This is a genomic window from Pseudoalteromonas sp. J2K-J031 (assembly GCF_058197095.2).
Window position 1 is genome coordinate 3114733 of record NZ_CM200279.1, and the last position, 19050, is coordinate 3133782.

14 protein-coding genes are annotated in these 19050 nt (G+C 40.7%); 3 read left to right on the plus strand and 11 right to left on the minus strand.

The features are described 5' to 3' along the window. Positions 1 to 7 precede the first annotated feature (7 nt). The 11 genes from AC3KZC_RS14040 to ampD form a co-directional block, all read right to left on the minus strand. Complete coding sequence (locus tag AC3KZC_RS14040; protein WP_490577003.1) at positions 8 to 919, minus strand: Dyp-type peroxidase; 912 nt, start codon at positions 917 to 919, stop codon at positions 8 to 10. A gap of 24 nt (positions 920 to 943) precedes the next feature. Then, positions 944 to 1975, minus strand: coding sequence for an ABC transporter ATP-binding protein (locus AC3KZC_RS14045; protein ID WP_490577002.1), 1032 nt, complete (start codon positions 1973 to 1975; stop codon positions 944 to 946). Beyond that, the gene (locus AC3KZC_RS14050; RefSeq protein WP_490577001.1) at positions 1968 to 3614 is read right to left on the minus strand and encodes an ABC transporter permease; all 1647 of its coding nucleotides are present in this window, start codon (positions 3612 to 3614) and stop codon (positions 1968 to 1970) included. Before AC3KZC_RS14050 ends, AC3KZC_RS14045 begins: the two co-directional genes overlap by 8 nt. Next, on the minus strand, positions 3614 to 4618 hold the full coding sequence (locus AC3KZC_RS14055) for a Fe(3+) ABC transporter substrate-binding protein (protein ID WP_490577000.1): 1005 nt from the start codon (positions 4616 to 4618) through the stop codon (positions 3614 to 3616). Before AC3KZC_RS14055 ends, AC3KZC_RS14050 begins: the two co-directional genes overlap by 1 nt. An 853-nt stretch (positions 4619 to 5471) precedes the next feature. Continuing rightward, positions 5472 to 6173, minus strand: coding sequence for a tRNA-uridine aminocarboxypropyltransferase (locus AC3KZC_RS14060; protein WP_490576999.1), 702 nt, complete (start codon positions 6171 to 6173; stop codon positions 5472 to 5474). A gap of 110 nt (positions 6174 to 6283) precedes the next feature. Next, a complete protein-coding gene (gene lpdA, locus AC3KZC_RS14065) occupies positions 6284 to 7708 on the minus strand; it encodes a dihydrolipoyl dehydrogenase (RefSeq protein WP_490576998.1) in 1425 nt (474 codons plus the stop codon). Positions 7709 to 7883: 175 nt separating this feature from the next. Further along, positions 7884 to 9761, minus strand: a complete 1878-nt coding sequence (aceF, locus tag AC3KZC_RS14070; protein ID WP_490576997.1) for a pyruvate dehydrogenase complex dihydrolipoyllysine-residue acetyltransferase — start codon at positions 9759 to 9761, stop codon at positions 7884 to 7886. 11 nt (positions 9762 to 9772) lie between these two features. Beyond that, the gene (gene aceE, locus AC3KZC_RS14075) at positions 9773 to 12439 is read right to left on the minus strand and encodes a pyruvate dehydrogenase (acetyl-transferring), homodimeric type (RefSeq protein WP_490576996.1); all 2667 of its coding nucleotides are present in this window, start codon (positions 12437 to 12439) and stop codon (positions 9773 to 9775) included. A 69-nt stretch (positions 12440 to 12508) separates the two neighbouring features. Then, positions 12509 to 13258, minus strand: coding sequence for a pyruvate dehydrogenase complex transcriptional repressor PdhR (gene pdhR, locus AC3KZC_RS14080; protein WP_490576995.1), 750 nt, complete (start codon positions 13256 to 13258; stop codon positions 12509 to 12511). A 302-nt stretch (positions 13259 to 13560) separates the two neighbouring features. Beyond that, the gene (gene ampE, locus AC3KZC_RS14085; protein ID WP_490576994.1) at positions 13561 to 14403 is read right to left on the minus strand and encodes a beta-lactamase regulator AmpE; all 843 of its coding nucleotides are present in this window, start codon (positions 14401 to 14403) and stop codon (positions 13561 to 13563) included. Positions 14404 to 14465: 62 nt separating this feature from the next. Further along, positions 14466 to 15014: a 1,6-anhydro-N-acetylmuramyl-L-alanine amidase AmpD gene (gene ampD / locus AC3KZC_RS14090; protein WP_490576993.1), complete on the minus strand. Its 549-nt coding sequence runs from the start codon at positions 15012 to 15014 to the stop codon at positions 14466 to 14468. 417 nt (positions 15015 to 15431) lie between these two features. Here ampD and nadC point away from each other — a divergent pair, with 417 nt between their 5' ends. From nadC to pilB, 3 genes are all read left to right on the plus strand, one after another. Continuing rightward, positions 15432 to 16289: a carboxylating nicotinate-nucleotide diphosphorylase gene (nadC, locus tag AC3KZC_RS14095; protein WP_490576992.1), complete on the plus strand. Its 858-nt coding sequence runs from the start codon at positions 15432 to 15434 to the stop codon at positions 16287 to 16289. Between the two features lie 606 nt (positions 16290 to 16895). Then, positions 16896 to 17270 carry a type IV pilin protein gene (locus tag AC3KZC_RS14100; protein WP_490576991.1) on the plus strand — a complete coding sequence of 125 codons (375 nt, stop codon included), beginning with the start codon at positions 16896 to 16898 and terminating at the stop codon, positions 17268 to 17270. A 79-nt stretch (positions 17271 to 17349) separates the two neighbouring features. Then, the gene (gene pilB / locus AC3KZC_RS14105) at positions 17350 to 19050 is read left to right on the plus strand and encodes a type IV-A pilus assembly ATPase PilB (protein ID WP_490576990.1); all 1701 of its coding nucleotides are present in this window, start codon (positions 17350 to 17352) and stop codon (positions 19048 to 19050) included.

Here is a 19050-nt window from a genome sequence, read left to right on the forward strand (position 1 = left end):
GTGACTATTACGTTCGCTGCGCGAGCTGCTTTAAAAAATCAATTGATGGGGCAAAAAAAGTTGCCCCCATATCTGCGCTACTAAAATCCAACCAATGATCGTATTGGATCCCATCTCCTAAACGGCTTTCAAGCAAGCGTTTAAAAGCTGTCGCATCACCACTGTAGCAGACTGAAAACATCCCCTGCTCATTCATGTCTCCGTATGGCATTCCTTGCTCTAGCAGTGATGGAAGACCCGAAAAATCTTTAAGCTCAACACACAAAGCGTGGCTATTGGGGCTAATATTAGCAACTCGCTGGTTATCTAAGCGCGTACGCCCCATGATTGACTCTTGCTCTTCTAAACTTAACAACTGCCACTTGTTTAAATTATGACGAAAGCGTTGAATATTAACAAAACTACCTAACTGAAATGCTGGATCTTGCTCTTCTATTAATGCCGTTTTGCGCTTTCCTCTACCATGAGGTAAATCAGCGCCATAAATAAAGCCATTAAAGTCGCGACCATCTAAAAAACGAAAGCATTTTATTTGTTCAACCAACTCAACATCAGGAGACAAAATATGTAAAACCCGCAAACCAAACAAATGATTTACATCACTTCTATCTGAGCGAATTTGAATAAATAGATCATAAGGTTGTGAAGGCATAGCAAAATCGGGCGCATCAAGATGCGGAAAACCAGTAAGACCATCGGGTAATTGTTCAGGGCTAAGATGTGGCCAGTATTCAGCCCCTATTGCAACCACACAAGACAATAAGGATTCAGAGAACTGATCTGCAAACTCTTCTTGTAGCTCAATAATTTTTATCAGCTTTGTCGCAATAAAATCATCATGGCCATCAAGCACATTTAATAGTAAATATAAACCATGTAAATTTGCTTCAGCACAAATACCAGATTGAGCTTGGGGCATTTCAACCTTCCTTTAATAATTCGACTAAATGAAGAAAGTCACTTGATGCGGCAAGATAGAGATATTTACACACTCCCCAACTTGAAGTACTGCGCCATCAATACTTGATAATTCGAGTTGCTGAGATGCAACCTCAACGCGGTACACCCATTTCTCGCCGATAAACCGACGCCCAAGTACAGAGGCGCGCCCACTCGCTGCAACCGTCAGTACAAGATGCTGTGGACGCAAGTATAGCTCCCCAACAATGCTTACTTCATTAGTATCAAAGTCGGCCTCAAGTAAACCCAATTCAGTAGTAAAACCAATATTTTTATTATAAGTAGCCGATAAGTATATGCCCGGACCGAGAAATTCAGCAACAAGCTTTGAATTAGGTGCCAGAAATAAATCTTCAGCATACCCTAGTTGTATGATCTTACCTTGATCCATCACGGCGAGTTTATCCGCAAACGCAAACGCCTCTTCTTTGGAGTGCGTTACAAAGATAGCTGACACTTGCTGTGATTTTATAATCTGACGAATTTCATCCATCAACTGAAATCTTACTTGGTGGTCTATATTTGAAAAAGGCTCATCTAATAATAGCAACTTAGGTTTATAGGCTAACGCCCTCGCAATTGCGACGCGCTGCTGCTGCCCTCCAGACAGTTGATGCGGGTATCGAGTGGCTATATCTGGCAGTTTAATCAATTGCAGCATTTCATCAACCCGCTCTTGACGAGCGAGCTTAGGCCAAGCAGATAAACCAAATGCAATATTTTGCGCCACGGTTAAATGCGGGAATAAGGCATAATCTTGAAACATCATGCCAATATTACGATGCTGTGCTCGCACAAATACATTAGTGTCATTAACAAGTTGCTCGCCGATTGTAATTCGCCCATTTTCAAGCGCTAATAATCCAGCAATGGCTTTCAGTGTCGTAGTTTTTCCGCAACCACTAGCCCCTAGCAAGCACACTATCTCGTTATGTTGAACTTCAAGTGACAACTCATCAATAACCGCTTTATCGCCATAACGATACACTACGCTTTCTAATAACAAACTACTCATAGCGACGAGAACTTTCCATAGATGAAGTTATAAAATACAGCGGTAATAAACCGACTATGACAATAAACAGCGCAGAACTTGCTGCCAGCTCAAGTTGCTCATCACTGGCATATTGATAAACATGCGTAGCGAGTGTTTCAAAATCAAATGGCCGAAGTAATAAAGCAGCCGGTAATTCTTTCATGCACTCAATAAAAATGAGTAGTCCGGCGGTTAAAATACCGCGTTTTAATAAAGGTAAATGAACCAAACGTAATGTTTGGCTTGATGTTTTACCCATTGCTGCACTTGCCATATCAAATGATGGTGGTATGCGAGCAAAACTAGCCTCTAGCGTCCCCTGCGCAATCGCATAAAAACGAACCACGTAAGCAAATATTAATGCAAAAATAGACCCACTTAAAATTAACCCCAAAGAATCTATGGTATTGAAAAATACCGCAACTTGATTAAGTAACCCATCAAAAAAGCTAAGAACTAACAACACTGCAATAGCTAACACAGTACCGGGTAACGCATAACCAGCACTAGCAACTCGACCAGGCCAATATTTTAAAGAGGTGCTACTTACTCGCTGATAATAAGCTATCAACACCGCAATGAGCATACAAATTACACTCACCGTCACCGCTAACTTAAAACTGTTCCATGCATAAATTAAAAATTGACTATATGAAGCATGGTCAAATGTATTAATAGCATAATTAACTAATACAATAACGGGCAATAGAAACCCTAATATCAGAATAAGTAAGCACCAAGCACTAGCTAACCAAGCTTTAATACCAAACAAAGAATATAACGGTCCAGAATTTACTAAGCCAGAACGCTCTGCAACGTGTTGATTGCGACGACTAAACCGCTCTAATCCGAGAGTTAAAAATAATATAAGCAGCATGACAGCTGAAATTTTAGCAGCGGCAGTTAGTGAATAATAACCAAGCCATGTATCGTATACAGCTGTCGTTAAAGTACTCACAGCGAAATAGTGTACCGTTGCAAAATCAGCCATCGCTTCCATACTTATCAACGCTAAACCTGCGACAATCGAGCCGCGCCCTAAAGGCAGTGATACTTTATAAAAGCTTTTCCAAGCGCAATGGCCCATCAAATGGCTTGCTTGAACCAATTTAAACGATTGCTCTTTGAGTGCTGATTTAAAAATAAGATATAAATACGGATAAAGCACTAGAGCAATCATAGCGATAGCACCGGGTAAGGTACGCAGATCAATGAACCAATAATCATGTGCAGTTTGCCAGCCAAAAAGCTGCCTGAGCCACACTTGCACGGGCCCTGCGTAATCGAGTAAATCAGTATAAATATAAGCAATAATATAAGCAGGCATCGCTAAAGGCAGCATCAAAGCCCATTCAAATTGCTTACGAAATGGAAAATCGCAATATGCCACTAGCCAAGCTAAAGGTAATGCAATAAAACAGCTAACGGCAGCAACACCAATAATTAACAGGATCGTATTATAAGTGTAGTGCCAAAGCACAGTCTGACGTAAATGATCAAAGACATCCGGAGAAGGTTTTAGCGATTCAAAAACTAAAAATGCGATAGGTAACGAGAGAACAATCCCCGCTACCCACGCAAATATCTGCCATTTAGACAGAGAAACTCGTAATTGCATTAAAGATCAAATTTCACCTCATCCATCAGCTTCAGTGCGGCAGGACGATATTTACTGACTTCAGTTAATGGCAAGGTATCTTCCTTAAATGTCCCCCAAGAGGCCACTAACTCTGATAATGGCACACCCATTTTAACAGGGTATTCCATATTGAGCGAAGCATACATATTCTGAGCTTTGTTGTCAGTCATAAATTCGATAAGTTTCAATGCGTTTGATTTATTTTTACTAAACTTACTTAATACCACACCTGATACATTGATATGAGTACCGCGATTTTGTTGGTTAGGGAAGTTAATATAAACCGAATCGGCCCATTCTTTTTGCTCAGGATCTTCAATCATTTTACCAAAGTAGTAACTGTTACCTAAAGCAACATCACATAAGCCTTCTTTAATCGCTTTGACTTGTCCACGATCATTACCCTGAGGTTTTCTAGCCAAGTTAGCCTTAACGCCTTCCAACCATGTTTTTGTCTCAGCTTCACCATGATGTGCAATCATAGAAGCAACTAAACCCAAGTTATAAGGGTGCTTACCTGAGCGCGTACAAATTTTACCTAAATATTCAGGTTTTGCTAAATCTTCGTAGTTTAGAGTGTCTAAACGCCCAACTCGGTCTTTAGAAGAATATACATTACGAGCACGCTTAGTGAGTGCAACCCATTGACCGTCGGGAGATCTAAAAGAAGCTGGCACATTCTTAGCGACAATTTCACTGTCGATAGGTTGCATTAAATTTGATTCTTGTAACTGCAGTAAAGTATTAAAATCAGATGATAAAACGATATCTGCAGGTGTATGTTTGCCTTCACGAATAATACGTTCAATTAATCCGCTTTTCGCAAAAACAACTTTTGTTTTTATGCCGGTTTGAGCTGTGAACTCTTGCAAAATAGGTTCAATTAAAAAGGGCTGGCGAAACGAGTAAATATTCACCTCTTCAGTTGCAAAGCTACTAATACTGACTAGACTAACCGCAAACGCTAATAGTTTAACTTTCATTTTATCACCATACAAATAAGAATTATTATCAAATAATAAACTTTATAGTCTCTATGTACAATCACAAGTCGTTCAATATCTAATTTTCTGGGCACTTAATGCCTTAAATCATCAAATCAACTTCTCAATTTAGGATTCAGTTTGTAAGATATCTCTCACAAACTTGACAGACATACCGCTATTTACATATTAAAAACACCAAATTAACAACATAACCTATTGAAATAAATAAACAATCAATATAAATCATTTTTATGACAAAGCATTTATCCCCCTATTACACCTATTTCTTTTTAAGTAAAAATCTATAATTTAATCATCGCTTGAAAGGAAGATGGATCACCAAGCAAGGCAGGATGCCAAACAGTGCTTAGCTTAGCACAAGGACATGGAAATAATCAGGATGTGCAGGACGCACAAAGCAGGAAGTTTGTATCATGGAATGTGCCACAGGCGTGTGGCCTAAGAGATGCAACATGGATGTCAACGCTGACAGGAGTTAGCAGCTCAGAGTAGTTAAGCGTAATGGATGACGGCTATGAGCAAGCAGGGATATAGACTTAGGATGAGTCTGCTATAGAAATATAGCTAAGGATAGACGAGTTGGAGAGCCTTAACAGGCAACGGGCAGGACGCTCAAAAAAAGATTCCGGTCAGCGTGGACTATTTATAGCCCACGCTTTTTTTTGCGCTTTTTTCTTCAAATATACTCAAACGATACACACTATAAAAATGTCAGTGATTATATCTATAAGTCATATTTTATTTATCACGACAACCAATACTATCAGCTCAACGTCTAAATAATAAATATTATTAAATTCACCTAAATTAAATTCACCTAAAAATATGGTTACTCATCTTCGCTGAGTGAGTCTCGCAGTAATTCACCTTTGTTACGCTTGCCTGCCAAATACGCTTCTCTAAAATCAATAAAGTGCTTTTCAAGCTTAGCTGCCGCATCATGCTCACCGGCTAACTCAAGCACCAGTATCGCAACCTCTGCTGTGCCCAAATGATTATCAAACGCTGCCACCCGTAATTTATATTCAGATAGTTTATCTGGTGTGATCGAGACAATAGGTAAATTATCAAGGTATGGGCTTTTACGGATCATTCTTTTAGCTTCGCGCCATGTGCCATCTAAAAAGATAAACAACGGCTTTTTACCACTCGCGCGCGGGACGGCAGTAATAAATCGCTCAGCAGGCAGATTATCCTGAGGGAAAACTATAATTCCTTGGTAAGTAGGATCTGCTAATAAAGCCAGCAACTCAGGTTCTACTTCGGTACGTTGCCATCGATAGGCATAATGATCAGGTATTATATCGGCAATTAACCGACCTGTATTTGACGGCTTATAGCTTTCATTATGTGACATCAGCATACAGACCGCACTTTGACACTGTGTTGCCACTTCAATCCCTGCACAAATACAATAATTAACGGCAAGCAAACAGTGATCACAGCGGATCATTTTACCGCCACGAGCATTAAACTCTCGTTTTGATGTTTCAAGTTGTTTGGCACGAAGTGCGAGAACGGCATTTTTCAAAATCAGAACCTAAATTACGACAAAATCGAGGCATAAAAAATGCCCACTCTTGGTGGGCATTTTATAACAAAGGCATAAGAACAGTTAGCTTAGATTAAACTAAGCATCACTTATTTCTTTTTAACTGCTTTTTTGTTTGGTAAATCAGTGATTGAGCCTTCGAAAATTTCGGCAGCTAAACCAATTGATTCATTCAATGTTGGGTGAGCATGAATTGTTAACGCTAAATCTTCACCATCAGCGCCCATTTCAACTGCTAAACCAATTTCACCTAACATTTCGCCTGCGTTGATACCAATCATGGCACCACCGATAATGCGGCCTGAATCTTTATCAAAAATTAGCTTAGTTTGACCTTCAGTACGCGCAGATGCAATGGCACGACCTGATGCAGCCCAAGGGAATACCGCAGTTTCGATATTTAAACCTTTCTCTTTAGCTTCTTTTTCAGTCACACCTACCCAAGCGATTTCTGGATCAGTATAAGCAATAGAAGGAATACACTTAGGATCAAAGAAGTGTTTTTGACCAGAGATAACTTCAGCTGCAACATGACCTTCATGTACCGCTTTATGAGCAAGCATTGGTTGACCAACAACGTCACCGATAGCAAAAATATTTGCTACGTTTGTACGTAATTGCTTATCAACATTGATAAAACCACGCTCATCAACAGCAACACCCGCTTTGTCAGCGTCTAATAATTTACCGTTTGGTGTACGACCTACTGCAACAAGTACTTTGTCGTAACGTACTGGCTCAGCTGGAGCTTCTTTACCTTCAAACGTTACATATAGCCCATCATCTTTTGCTTCAACAGCCACTACTTTTGTAGAAAGCATTACGTTGAACTTGTCTTTTACATAACGTTGATAAATTTTGATTACGTCTTTATCAGCAGCAGGTATCAATTGGTCAGCAAATTCAACAACATCAATTTGTGAGCCTAATGCACGATAAACAGTACCCATCTCAAGACCGATGATACCACCACCTAAAACAAGTAATTTACCAGGAACATCTTTTAGTTCAAGTGCGCCAGTTGAATCAATTACACGGTCATCTTTTGGAATGAACGGTAAATTAACTGGTTGTGAACCTGCAGCAATAATCGCGTTATCAAAAGTAATTGTTGTTGTGCCATCAGCACCTTCAACCGCAATAGTGTTTGCACCGGTGAATTTACCGTAACCAAATACAGTTTTCACTTTACGCATTTTAGCCATACCAGCAAGGCCACCAGTTAATTGACCAATCACAGAGTCTTTCCATGAACGGACTTTGTCTAAATCAATTTGTGGTGCGCCAAATGTAACGCCGTGAGATGACATTTCAGCAGCGTCATCAATAACTTTAGCAACGTGTAATAATGCTTTAGATGGGATACAACCCACATTTAAACATACGCCACCTAATGTTTCGCGAGATTCTACAAGTGTTACTTCTAGACCCAAGTCAGCAGCACGGAAAGCTGCAGAATAACCACCAGGACCACCGCCTAGTACAACAACCTGAGTTTTGATTTCGTTGCTCATGCTATTACCTTAATTGTTTCGAACGGGACACTGCCCACTATTATTGTCCTGCCATTTATCCTGTTACAGAAGCTCTGCAAGAGAAGAACACGCGGCAGCGTTTAAATTTGGTTCAAGATTGTATCATTGGATACAAAATAAATCCTGTTTGTTTACACAAACAGGATTTAGTTTTTTACATAACTAGTTGACGAATATCACTCAAATAACTAGCAAGTGTTGCAGTAAAGCGTGCCGCAAGCGCTCCGTCAATGACTCTATGGTCGTAAGACATCGAAAGCGGAACCATTAATTTAGGCTCAAATTCTTTACCATTCCATTTTGGTTTGATATCCGATTTCGACACCCCTAAAATAGCCACTTCTGGCGCATTTACAATCGGTGTAAACGCTGTACCGCCAATACCACCAAGGCTTGAAATAGTAAAACAACCACCTTGCATGTCTGCTGCAGTTAATTTACCTTCACGGGCTTTTTTCGAGATATCCATTAATTCACGTGATAGCTCAATAATGCCTTTATTGTGCACATCTTTAAATACAGGCACAACTAAACCATTAGGCGTATCAACCGCAACACCAATGTTCACGTACTTTTTCAAAATTAAGCTTTCGCCATCGTCTGATAAAGATGAATTAAAGGTAGGGAATTCTACTAAGGCTTTTGCCGCCGCTTTCATAACAAATACTAACGGTGTAATTTTCACACCCAGTTTTTGTTTTTCTGCTAACGCATTTTGCTCTTTACGGAACTCTTCAAGTGTCGTGATATCCGCTTCATCAAATTGTGTCACGTGAGGAATTTGCACCCAGTTACGGTGTAAATTAGCGCCAGACAGTTTTTGAATACGCGATAGTTTTTTCTCTTCAACTTCACCAAATTTAGCAAAATCTACTTTTGGCCATGGGATAAGATTTAGCTCACCACCGCCAGCATTGCCTTTACTTGCTGATAACGCACCAGATTCAACTTGCTTCACTAATGTTTTAACATAGTTTTGCACGTCTTCTTTGACAACACGACCTTTACGGCCAGAGCCTTTTACGTTTGCAAGGTTAACACCAAATTCACGAGCCAAACGGCGAATAACAGGTGATGCATGTGCATAAGCACTGTTTTCAGCAAAGTCTGTAATTTGCGTTTGAGCAGGAATAACCGCAGCTTTTGCTGCAACCGGTGCCGCCGCTACAGGAGCAACCGTTGGCGCTGCAGCAGGTGCACTGCCAGCCACTTCAAAAACAAATACTAGCGAACCAGTACCCACTTTATCACCGACAGCCACTTTAATTTCTTTAACCGTACCAGAAACAGGCGCAGGCACTTCCATTGAAGCTTTATCACCTTCAACGTTTAAAATTGATTGATCTTCTTTAACAACATCGCCAACAGCAACTAGAATCTCAGTCACTTCTACTTGGTCGCCACCAATGTCTGGCACGCACACATCTTGCTCTGATGATGCGCTTGCAACGGGTGCCGCTGCTGCAGCAACAGGTACTGCCATTTCGACACTTGCTGCGCCTGCAACGTCAAAAACCATCACCAACGAACCAGTCGTAACTTTATCACCGGTAACGACTTTAATCTCTTTAACGGTACCTGCAAATGGCGCAGGCACTTCCATTGAAGCTTTATCACCTTCAACGTTTAAGATTGACTGGTCTTCAGCAACAACATCACCAACAGCCACTAAAATTGCAGTCACTTCTACTTCATCACCACCAATGTCTGGCACATTCACATTTTGTGATGCAACTGCAGCAACAGGTGCCGCAGTAGGAGCTGAAGTTACAACTGGCGCAGCAGCAACTGCTGCAGTGCTTTCGCCTTCAAAAATCATAATCAAGCTGCCCGTGGTGACTTTGTCACCCAGAGCAATTTTAATTTCTTTTACAACACCAGCGGTTGATGCTGGCACTTCCATAGATGCTTTATCGCCTTCAACCGTCAATAAAGACTGATCTTCAACAACAGTATCACCCACTTTCACTAAAATTTCAGTGACTTCAACCGCATCAGCACCAATGTCTGGTACATTAATTTCAATCGTCATGAGTAAACCTCTTATGCGTAAAGTGGATTAAGTTTATCTGTATCGATTTCAAACTTTTCAATCGCTTGAACGATAAGTGCCTTATCAACTTCACCACGTTTAGCCAATTCAGTTAACGCAGCAACCACCACATAACCCGCATTCACTTCAAAGTGACGACGTAAGTTTTCACGGCTATCAGAGCGGCCATAGCCATCTGTACCTAACACTTTGTAGTTAGCTGACGGAATAAACGCACGCACTTGCTCTGCATAGTTTTTCATGTAATCCGTTGCAGCAATGGTGGCGTTTTCGTTTAATACTTCTGTAATATACGCATCACGCGCTTGTGCACCTGGGTTTAACATATTGAAACGTTCAACATCTTGGCCATCACGCGCAAGCTCATTAAATGATGTTACCGAATAAACATCTGACGCAATGCCGTATTCTTCACTTAAAATAGCAGCCGCTTTACGCACTTCATTCATGATAGTGCCCGAGCTTAATAACTGAACGTTTGCTTTAGCACCCGCGTAGCTTTCAAGTTTATAAATACCACGACGAATACCCTCTTCAGCACCTTCAGGCATAGCTGGTTGATGATAGTTTTCGTTCATTAACGTTAAGTAGTAGTAAATATTTTCTTGGTTTTCACCGTACATACGACGAATACCGTCTTGAATAATCACTGCAACTTCATAGCCGTACGTTGGGTCATAAGAAATACAGTTAGGCACTGTGCTTGCTAAAATATGGCTGTGGCCATCTTCGTGCTGTAAGCCTTCGCCATTAAGCGTTGTACGACCGGCAGTGGCACCGAGTAAGAAACCACGAGCTTGCTGATCGCCAGCCATCCACGCCATATCACCCACACGTTGGAAACCAAACATAGAGTAATAGATGTAGAACGGGATCATCGGTAAATCGTTAGTGCTGTATGATGTTGCAGCAGAAACCCACGACGACATAGCACCTAACTCATTGATCCCTTCTTGTAATACTTGCCCTGATGTAGCTTCTTTATAGTAAGAAACAATGTCGCGATCTTGTGGCGTATAATTTTGACCATGTGGATTGTAAATGCCAATCTGACGGAATAAACCTTCCATACCAAAAGTACGCGCTTCATCAGCAATAATCGGCACAATGTTTTTGCCAATGTTTTTATCTTTTAACAATACGTTAAGTGCACGTACAAACGACATGGTCGTTGATACTTCACGTTTTTGCTCTTCTAATAACGGAGCAAACTCTTTCACTTCTGGCAGCACAAGTGGCTGAGTAAAGTTAGGAATACGCTTAGGTGTGTAACCTTTTAATGCATTACGGCGTGCATGCAAATATTTGTGCTCGGCCGACCCTTCTTCAAGGGTTAAATACGGTAAGTCAACTAACGCTTCATCTGGCAATAAATCTTGTAAACCAAGGCGTGAACGTAAATGCGCAACATGCGTCATATCCATTTTTTTCACTTGGTGCGCAATATTTTTACCTTCAGCGGCTTCACCCATACCATAACCTTTAACGGTTTTAGCTAAGATAACCGTTGGGCGACCTTTGGTTTCTTGTGCAGTTTTAAATGCAGCATATAGTTTTGATGGCTCATGACCACCACGCTTAAGTGCAAAAATTTGCTCATCCGTCATATCAGCAACAAGCGCTGCTGTTTCAGGGTAACGGCCAAAGAAGTTTTTACGCACGTATGCGCCATCTTTCGCTTTATAAGTTTGGTAATCACCGTCAATGGTTTCATTCATTAACTGTAATAATTTACCTGTGGTGTCTTTAGCAAGCAGGATATCCCAACCCGATCCCCACACAACCTTGATAACATTCCAACCTGCACCTTTAAATAGGCCTTCAAGTTCTTGAATGATTTTACCATTCCCCATTACTGGGCCATCAAGGCGCTGTAAATTACAGTTAACTAGGTAACATAGGTTATCGAGCTTCTCACGTGCAGCAAACGAAATTGCGCCGCGTGATTCTGGCTCATCCATCTCACCATCACCTAAAAACGCATAAACACGTTGGTTTTTAGTATCTTTTAAGCCACGACCATCTAAATATTTTAAGAAACGCGCTTGGTAAATCGAAGCAATCGGGCCTAAACCCATTGATACTGTAGGGAACTGCCAAAACTCAGGCATTAACTTTGGATGTGGATACGACGGCAAACCATTGCCATCAACTTCTTGACGGAAGTTATCAAGTTGGTCAGCCGTTAAACGACCCTCAACAAACGCACGGGCATAAATACCCGGTGAAATATGACCTTGATAATAAACTAAATCGCCACCATCAATCTCATTTGGCGCTCTAAAGAAGTGGTTAAAACACACTTCATAAAATGCAGCAGATGATTGGTAAGACGCCATATGGCCGCCTAAGTCCAAATCTTTTTTAGACGCACGCAATACAATCATGATTGCGTTCCAACGGATAATCGAACGAATTCGACGTTCAAGATTCACATCACCTGGATAAGCAGGCTCTTGCTCAACCGGGATCGTGTTGATGTAATTGGTTGTAATGCCTGTCGGCATATCAACGCCATTTAAACGGGCTTTTTCTAATACTTGCTCAAGCAAAAACTGAGCACGTTCAACACCTTCTTCACGCACAACAGACTCTAAAGCCTGTAACCACTCTTGTGTTTCTAGTGCGTCTACGTCAAATTTATTGACTTCAGACATATGGAGTTTTCCTTATGTTTAAAATACGAATTTAGCTTCAAATTTTCCCACAACAGACAGCAATAGTGCTTAATTTTGTTGTGTGCGCCTTAAACTACGCTCAATTCTTGAATGTTCTCTACCGGCTTCTAATAACGCTTCTTCGATAAACGCCAAGTGAGCATTACTGGCAAGCCGAGCTTTATCTGGCTCACCATTAATTACTGCATCAAGCAATCCCTTACGGTGTTGCGCCAGTTGGTTTCTCACCATTGGTTTTTCAAGCAACACAGTTAAATTTTGCACGATATTTTGTTCTAACAATGCTTCCATGCCGCGCACTAAATGCAATAACACTACATTATGAGACGCTTCTGCAATGCTAAAGTGAAAGCCGTTAATCGCTTTCGCTTTGGCGGTTAAATCACTTTCTGCCGCTGCGATTAAATCAAAATGACGTTTGATTTTTTCATAATCAGTCACCGTACCACGCAAAGCTGCATAATAAGCAGCAATGCCCTCAAGCGCATGACGAAACTCAAGTAAATCAAATTGCGATTCAGGGTGTTTACTGATCAATTCAAACAAAGGATCGGTCATACCGCCTTCAAGTTGATTTTTTACATACGTGCCACCACCTTGCCTGCGCGTAACAAGGCCTTTGGCTTCGAGTTTTTGTATCGCTTCACGTAACGATGGGCGCGATACTTCAAACTGCTTAGCCAGTTCACGTTCAGGGGGTAGCTTTTGACCCGCAGCCAATGACCCTTCAAGGATCATATTTTCCAATTGCTCTAAAATTACATCCGATAATTTTGCTGCTTTAATTTTTAGAGACATAGAAAAAAGCTACTCACATTGCTGTAAAAGGCCAAAAGGTAAATTGGTCATACCAAAATTGAGCATAAATTAACAAAATCCACGCCAACTGTCAAAATTGTCGAACCGTAAAGCCAATTAAAATACTAAGTAGCCACAGCCAAAATTAACGATAACGGTAAATTATGAAAACTTTTATAAAAAAAGAAAGGATTATTCGACATTTGCAAAATGGTCAGACCACTAGAGGTAATATTCTAATGGTGACCTTTTAAGTAAAGACTTAGGGCTTAATCGCAGCCAATTGCAATTAAGCTCGCTGTTTAAGTGAGTTGTCCAAATAACGTTAACCCAGCAGTCAGCGCTAAAAAAAACAATACATTACGTTTTACTAACTTCACCATACACAACGCCTCAACAGTGCAACCAATATGTTGCTGCTCTATTTGCTCTGCAGCTAAAGCGGTTTCGGTAATCACTTTACGGTTGCTAATTTTAAAATCGAGCAAATGCTTTAACCAACACGATGTGCCTTTATTAAAGTTGCCAATAATCAAATAGCCAAAACTGGCAATGCGTGCAGGCAACCAATCGAGCCAAAATAACAAGGTTTGTAAAAATTGTTTTTGAGGAAACAAAAAGGTAATTTTTTGGCTTCTAACCGCATCAGCAACCGTGCGCACCAAGGCATAAAACACTGCACCCGCAGGGCCAAGTAAAACAAACCAAAAAAGCACAGCGCAATAAAATCGAAAATTAATCCACGCTAGCGTTTGCCCAAGGGTTTCACCGCCCCGTTGGTCTTCTGTGCGTTTTTGCCCTAACTGAGCAGCGTACAAAGTAGCAGCTTCACTATCATTGCGCTGCATTGCATTAAGGTAGCCTTTATATTTTTCGCGGTAATACACACAGCCAAAGCACACCAACAACACGACAACGTTAATAAGTATCTGCCATAAAACAAAGTCGAAAGTATGTACAATAAAACCAACCACTAACGCTGGTAACAAAAGCCAAAGTAATAATAAGGTGGGATACTTAAACACTGACTCAAGCTGGTTACTTTTTTTAAGGTAAGCACTTGCGTATGTTTCCATTTGCCAATATTTACCGCGAGCATCTAAGCGTTCAATAATCAAAGCAATTAAAATTGAAATTAACGTCATATCATTTACCTAAAGTGTCGATAAACCAACATGGTGTGTTGTTACAACTATCGATTAAAAAATTACATTAAAGCGTAAAAATACTGCCAATCAAAACTAGGCCCCGGATCGGTCTTACGACCTGGCGCAATATCACAATGACCAACTATTCGCTCTTTGGTAATGCTAGGATACTGTTTTATCAACATTTTAGCCACTATTGCAAGCTGCTGATACTGCACTTGCTCGTATGGGTCTGTATCAGTTCCTTCAAGCTCAATACCAATACTAAAATCATTACAGCCTTCACGCCCCTCAAAGCACGACACACCCGCATGCCACGCCCTATCTAAAAAGCTCACATATTGGATCACCGACCCATCACGGCGAATTAAACAATGTGCCGACACGCGAAGCCCCTCTAAATCGCTAAAGCTTGGGTCAGCGTTACATTCTAGGCAGCCCATAAATAAGTCGGTAATATACGGGCCACCAAACTGCCCTGCAGGCAATGAAATATTATGCACCACAAGCAATGAAATGGCATCGCCACTTGGCCGCACATTAAAATGGGGCGAACAACAATGCACCACGCCAGTTAACCAGCCGTTATTAATATCAGCACTCAACATGCAACCCTTTAAATATCTATCAACATAAATGTAAGTGAAGTGAAATGACTTAACATCAATTTTGGTAAAAGATTTACCAATCTATTAAATTAAAGCTAAATAGCCACTTTTATAATCTCTCGCCAAAAATTTGCAGAGCTAGCAAGGTAAATTAACCCCTCATTAGTAAGTCAATAACCCCTCCAACCAACGTAGTTAACGCCAAACAGAGCAGCCTAATATAGCGTTATTATCCAACATTAAAATAACTTAGCACACCCGCTTTACAGTAACGCAGTTAAAGCACCGTTTCACAATAAGCTATAGTTTCAGCCAATAAAGAGGTAAAATAAAAGCCATATTTGACAACTCGTTATCGCACGCCACCTCACTATTATAATGGCAGTAAGCCGATACCTAAACAAGCAGAGTCACACTATGAACGCAGCCACGTATATTAATGCAGAATTAATTCAACGCTTAGTTAGCCAAGCATTAAGTGAAGATTTAAACGGCCAGTCGGCAACCGATGGCGACATTACCGCCCAACTTATTCCGGCCACACAAACCGCAACCGCTAATGTTATCACTCGTGAAGATTGCATTTTTTGTGGCGAAGCGCTAGTTGCTGAAGTATTTAAACAAGTTGATGCCAGTGTTGAGCTTACTTTTTTTAAACACGATGGCGACGCTGCTGCACCAAGCGACGTTTTATTTACTGCCAAAGGCAACGCCCGCGCCATTTTAACAGCAGAACGCACCGCGCTTAATTTTGTGCAAACTTTATCAGGCACAGCCACCACTACCGCGCATTATGTCAAAGAGCTTGCGGGCACAACAACACAGCTACTCGATACCCGCAAAACCGTGCCAGGCCTTCGCCAATTACAAAAATATGCTGTGCTCTGTGGCGGCGGTAAAAATCACCGCATTGGTTTATACGATGCATTTTTAATTAAAGAAAACCACATTGCCGCGTGTGGCGGGATTGCACATGCAGTTGCCACGGCCAAACAAAATCACCCAAGCTTAAAAGTAGAGGTTGAAGTAGAAAACCTCGATGAGCTAAACCAAGCGATATCTGCCGGTGCCGATATCATTATGCTTGATAACTTTTCAGTCGCTGAAATTCAACAAGCCGTTCAAATTACCCAGCAGCGCGCTAAATTAGAAGTATCGGGCAACATGACCATTAAAACACTTCGCGAATACTCACAAGCTGGGGTCGATTACATATCAAGTGGCGCCATTACCAAACATGTTAACGCCATTGATTTATCAATGCGCTTTATATAAGTGCATAGCTAAATAAAAAGTTAGATGAATCTAGAAAATTGCTAAATGAATTTTTATATAAAAAGTTAAATACACAGTTAACAGATACACGCGGCCAGTTTCACTTTAAAAAACCGAAAATAAAAGCGTAAGGTGTTGATGCAAAACAATTGTGAGAAGTATTAAAATGTGTACAATGAATCTGGCAAATTTACCAAGCACAAGCTTGTAACTAATTTGTAATATAAATTACTATTATTTTCACAAAATGGGTGCTAGCATCTAATAAAATTGGTTTAGGCAGGAAGCGCAAACCAATACTAAAACATGATGCATGTTTAAGTTGATAACAAAGAGTTGAAAACAATTTAATTAACAGCACTTCGTGAGTACAAATTTTTGCACTACGAACTAAAGTGATTAAAGCAACTTAACAACCTAAACCATTCATTTTTTAGATGTTTGTGAAATACACAGTAAAATAAGCAGTAAAAATGTTAGGATTTTATTTGTACTGCCTTTCTCATTAGAGAAAAAACACTATACTCAACTTAATAAAAGTCGGGGCGCGATAATACTTTCCCCCCGAAGGTTAGCCCCACATGTCACTCGTAGGAGAGGTACAACATGAAACACGTTAAACAAATGAAACAACAAGCCCAAAAAGGCTTTACATTAATCGAATTAATGATCGTAGTTGCAATCATCGGTATTTTGGCTGCAGTAGCGATCCCACAGTATAACTCTTATACAGAAAATGCAGCAAACAAGACGTGTAAAGCTGCAATACAAGATTGGGGTAAACAAGTTTCAACAGCTTTACATCAAGCTGATGCAACAAATTTCCCGGTTCCTAGCTTTAAAGGAAATGCTTGTGTAAGTGTAACTCCGACAACAACGCCTACTTTTACAAGTGTTTTAGAAGGTAGCGCTCCAGGTAACGGTACTAAAAAGTATTCACTTGACTTAGCGACAAGCATAATCACAGAAGCAGCTAAGTAATATATACTTACGCTAGAATACAAGCATGTTAGAAAAGGCTATTTAATAGCCTTTTTCACCTAAAAATAATCTGATAATAATGATACTAAACTCCCCTTTTGTTCGTAAACTCATACATCTTGAGATTCTAAAATCCCCTCTGCAAAACAACAATTCAAGTACAATTTCTATTGCAGAGCTTATTTGCAAAGAATCAAAGATGTCAGCCGAAGAACTTGCCTACAAAGCTTGCCAGTTATTTCAAGTACCATTTCTTGATTTAAAGGATTTTGATTTAAATTTACTGCCTAATGAAAAGATACTGAACGAAAAACTAATTAAAAAGCATAATGTTTTACCCATAGCAATAAAAGGCAAAACCCTTTATTTAGCCAGTGCCGACCCAACTAACTTTGATGCCTTTGAAGACTATGAATTTAATACTGGCATGCAAACCGAAGTGGTGGTGGTCAATTACGAGCAACTAGCCCTTGCTATAGAGTCATTATTTGATAAAACCGATGGGTTAGAGTTAAGTTCAGCCCAAATTGCCGAGCTTGAAGGCGTTGATGGCGAACAAGAAACGTCAAGCAGTAAAAAGTCCCTTTCGACCGATGTCAACAGTAAAGACGACGACGCCCCTATTATTGTTTATATCAATAAAATATTGATGGATGCCATTAAAAAAGGCGCATCAGATTTACACTTTGAACCTTATGAGCACACCTACCGCATTCGTTTTCGGGTTGATGGGGTATTGCACGAAATTGCCAACCCGCCCGTAGGGCTTGAAAGCCGTATATCGGCGCGGATTAAAGTCATGTCGCACATGGATTTGGCCGAAAAACGCAAACCACAAGATGGTCGTATTAAACTAAAAATAACTAAAAAGAAAAGTATCGACTTTCGTGTTTCAACCCTACCAACCTTGTGGGGCGAAAAGATTGTAATGCGTATTTTAGACTCATCAAGCGCCATGCTCGGTATTGATGTACTCGGTTACGAGCCAAAACAAAAAGATCTGTACATGAACGCCCTTGCCCAGCCGCAAGGCATGATTTTAGTTACAGGCCCAACGGGTTCTGGTAAAACCGTATCGCTTTATACTGGTTTAAACATTCTGAATAAACCCGAGCGTAATATTTCAACCGCAGAAGACCCAGTTGAAATTAACTTAGCCGGTATTAACCAAGTGCAAATTAACCCCCGTGCTGATATGACCTTTGCCAATGCCCTTCGCGCCTTTTTACGCCAAGACCCTGATGTCGTCATGGTGGGGGAAATTCGAGATTTAGAGACCGCCGAAATCGCAATCAAAGCCGCGCAAACCGGTCACTTAGTGCTTTCAACCCTGCATACTAACTCAGCACCCGAAACTTTAACCCGTTTAATGAACATGGGTGTGCCGTCGTATAATATTGCAAGTTCAGTGAGCCTCATTATAGCCCAGCGCCTTGCTCGTCGTTTATGCAGCCACTGCAAAGAGCCGGAGCATATTCCTACTGAAGAGTTATTAAAACTTGGCTTTACCCAAACTGACTTAACCGATTTAACCTTATTTAAAGCCAAGGGCTGCGAGCATTGCACAGAGGGCTACAAAGGCCGCGTCGGTATTTATGAAGTCATGCCCATTACCCCTAATATTGCGCAAATTATTATGCGCGGTGGCAACTCTCTTGAAATAGCCGAAGCGGCAACCAACGAAGGGGTCAATAACCTGCGCCGCTCGGGCTTAATAAAAGCAGCATCAGGCATGACGTCGATTATCGAAATAAACCGTGTGACTAGCTATCAACCCTAA

Coding starts and splice junctions, on each gene's coding strand:
- AC3KZC_RS14040 (WP_490577003.1), bottom strand. CDS start 919: ATGCCCCAAGCTCAATCTGGTATTTGTGCTGAAGCAAATTTACATGGT.
- AC3KZC_RS14045 (WP_490577002.1), bottom strand. CDS start 1,975: ATGAGTAGTTTGTTATTAGAAAGCGTAGTGTATCGTTATGGCGATAAA.
- AC3KZC_RS14050 (WP_490577001.1), bottom strand. CDS start 3,614: ATGCAATTACGAGTTTCTCTGTCTAAATGGCAGATATTTGCGTGGGTA.
- AC3KZC_RS14055 (WP_490577000.1), bottom strand. CDS start 4,618: ATGAAAGTTAAACTATTAGCGTTTGCGGTTAGTCTAGTCAGTATTAGT.
- lpdA (WP_490576998.1), bottom strand. CDS start 7,708: ATGAGCAACGAAATCAAAACTCAGGTTGTTGTACTAGGCGGTGGTCCT.
- aceF (WP_490576997.1), bottom strand. CDS start 9,761: ATGACGATTGAAATTAATGTACCAGACATTGGTGCTGATGCGGTTGAA.
- aceE (WP_490576996.1), bottom strand. CDS start 12,439: ATGTCTGAAGTCAATAAATTTGACGTAGACGCACTAGAAACACAAGAG.
- pdhR (WP_490576995.1), bottom strand. CDS start 13,258: ATGTCTCTAAAAATTAAAGCAGCAAAATTATCGGATGTAATTTTAGAG.
- ampE (WP_490576994.1), bottom strand. CDS start 14,403: ATGACGTTAATTTCAATTTTAATTGCTTTGATTATTGAACGCTTAGAT.
- ampD (WP_490576993.1), bottom strand. CDS start 15,014: ATGTTGAGTGCTGATATTAATAACGGCTGGTTAACTGGCGTGGTGCAT.
- nadC (WP_490576992.1), top strand. CDS start 15,432: ATGAACGCAGCCACGTATATTAATGCAGAATTAATTCAACGCTTAGTT.
- AC3KZC_RS14100 (WP_490576991.1), top strand. CDS start 16,896: ATGAAACACGTTAAACAAATGAAACAACAAGCCCAAAAAGGCTTTACA.
- pilB (WP_490576990.1), top strand. CDS start 17,350: ATGATACTAAACTCCCCTTTTGTTCGTAAACTCATACATCTTGAGATT.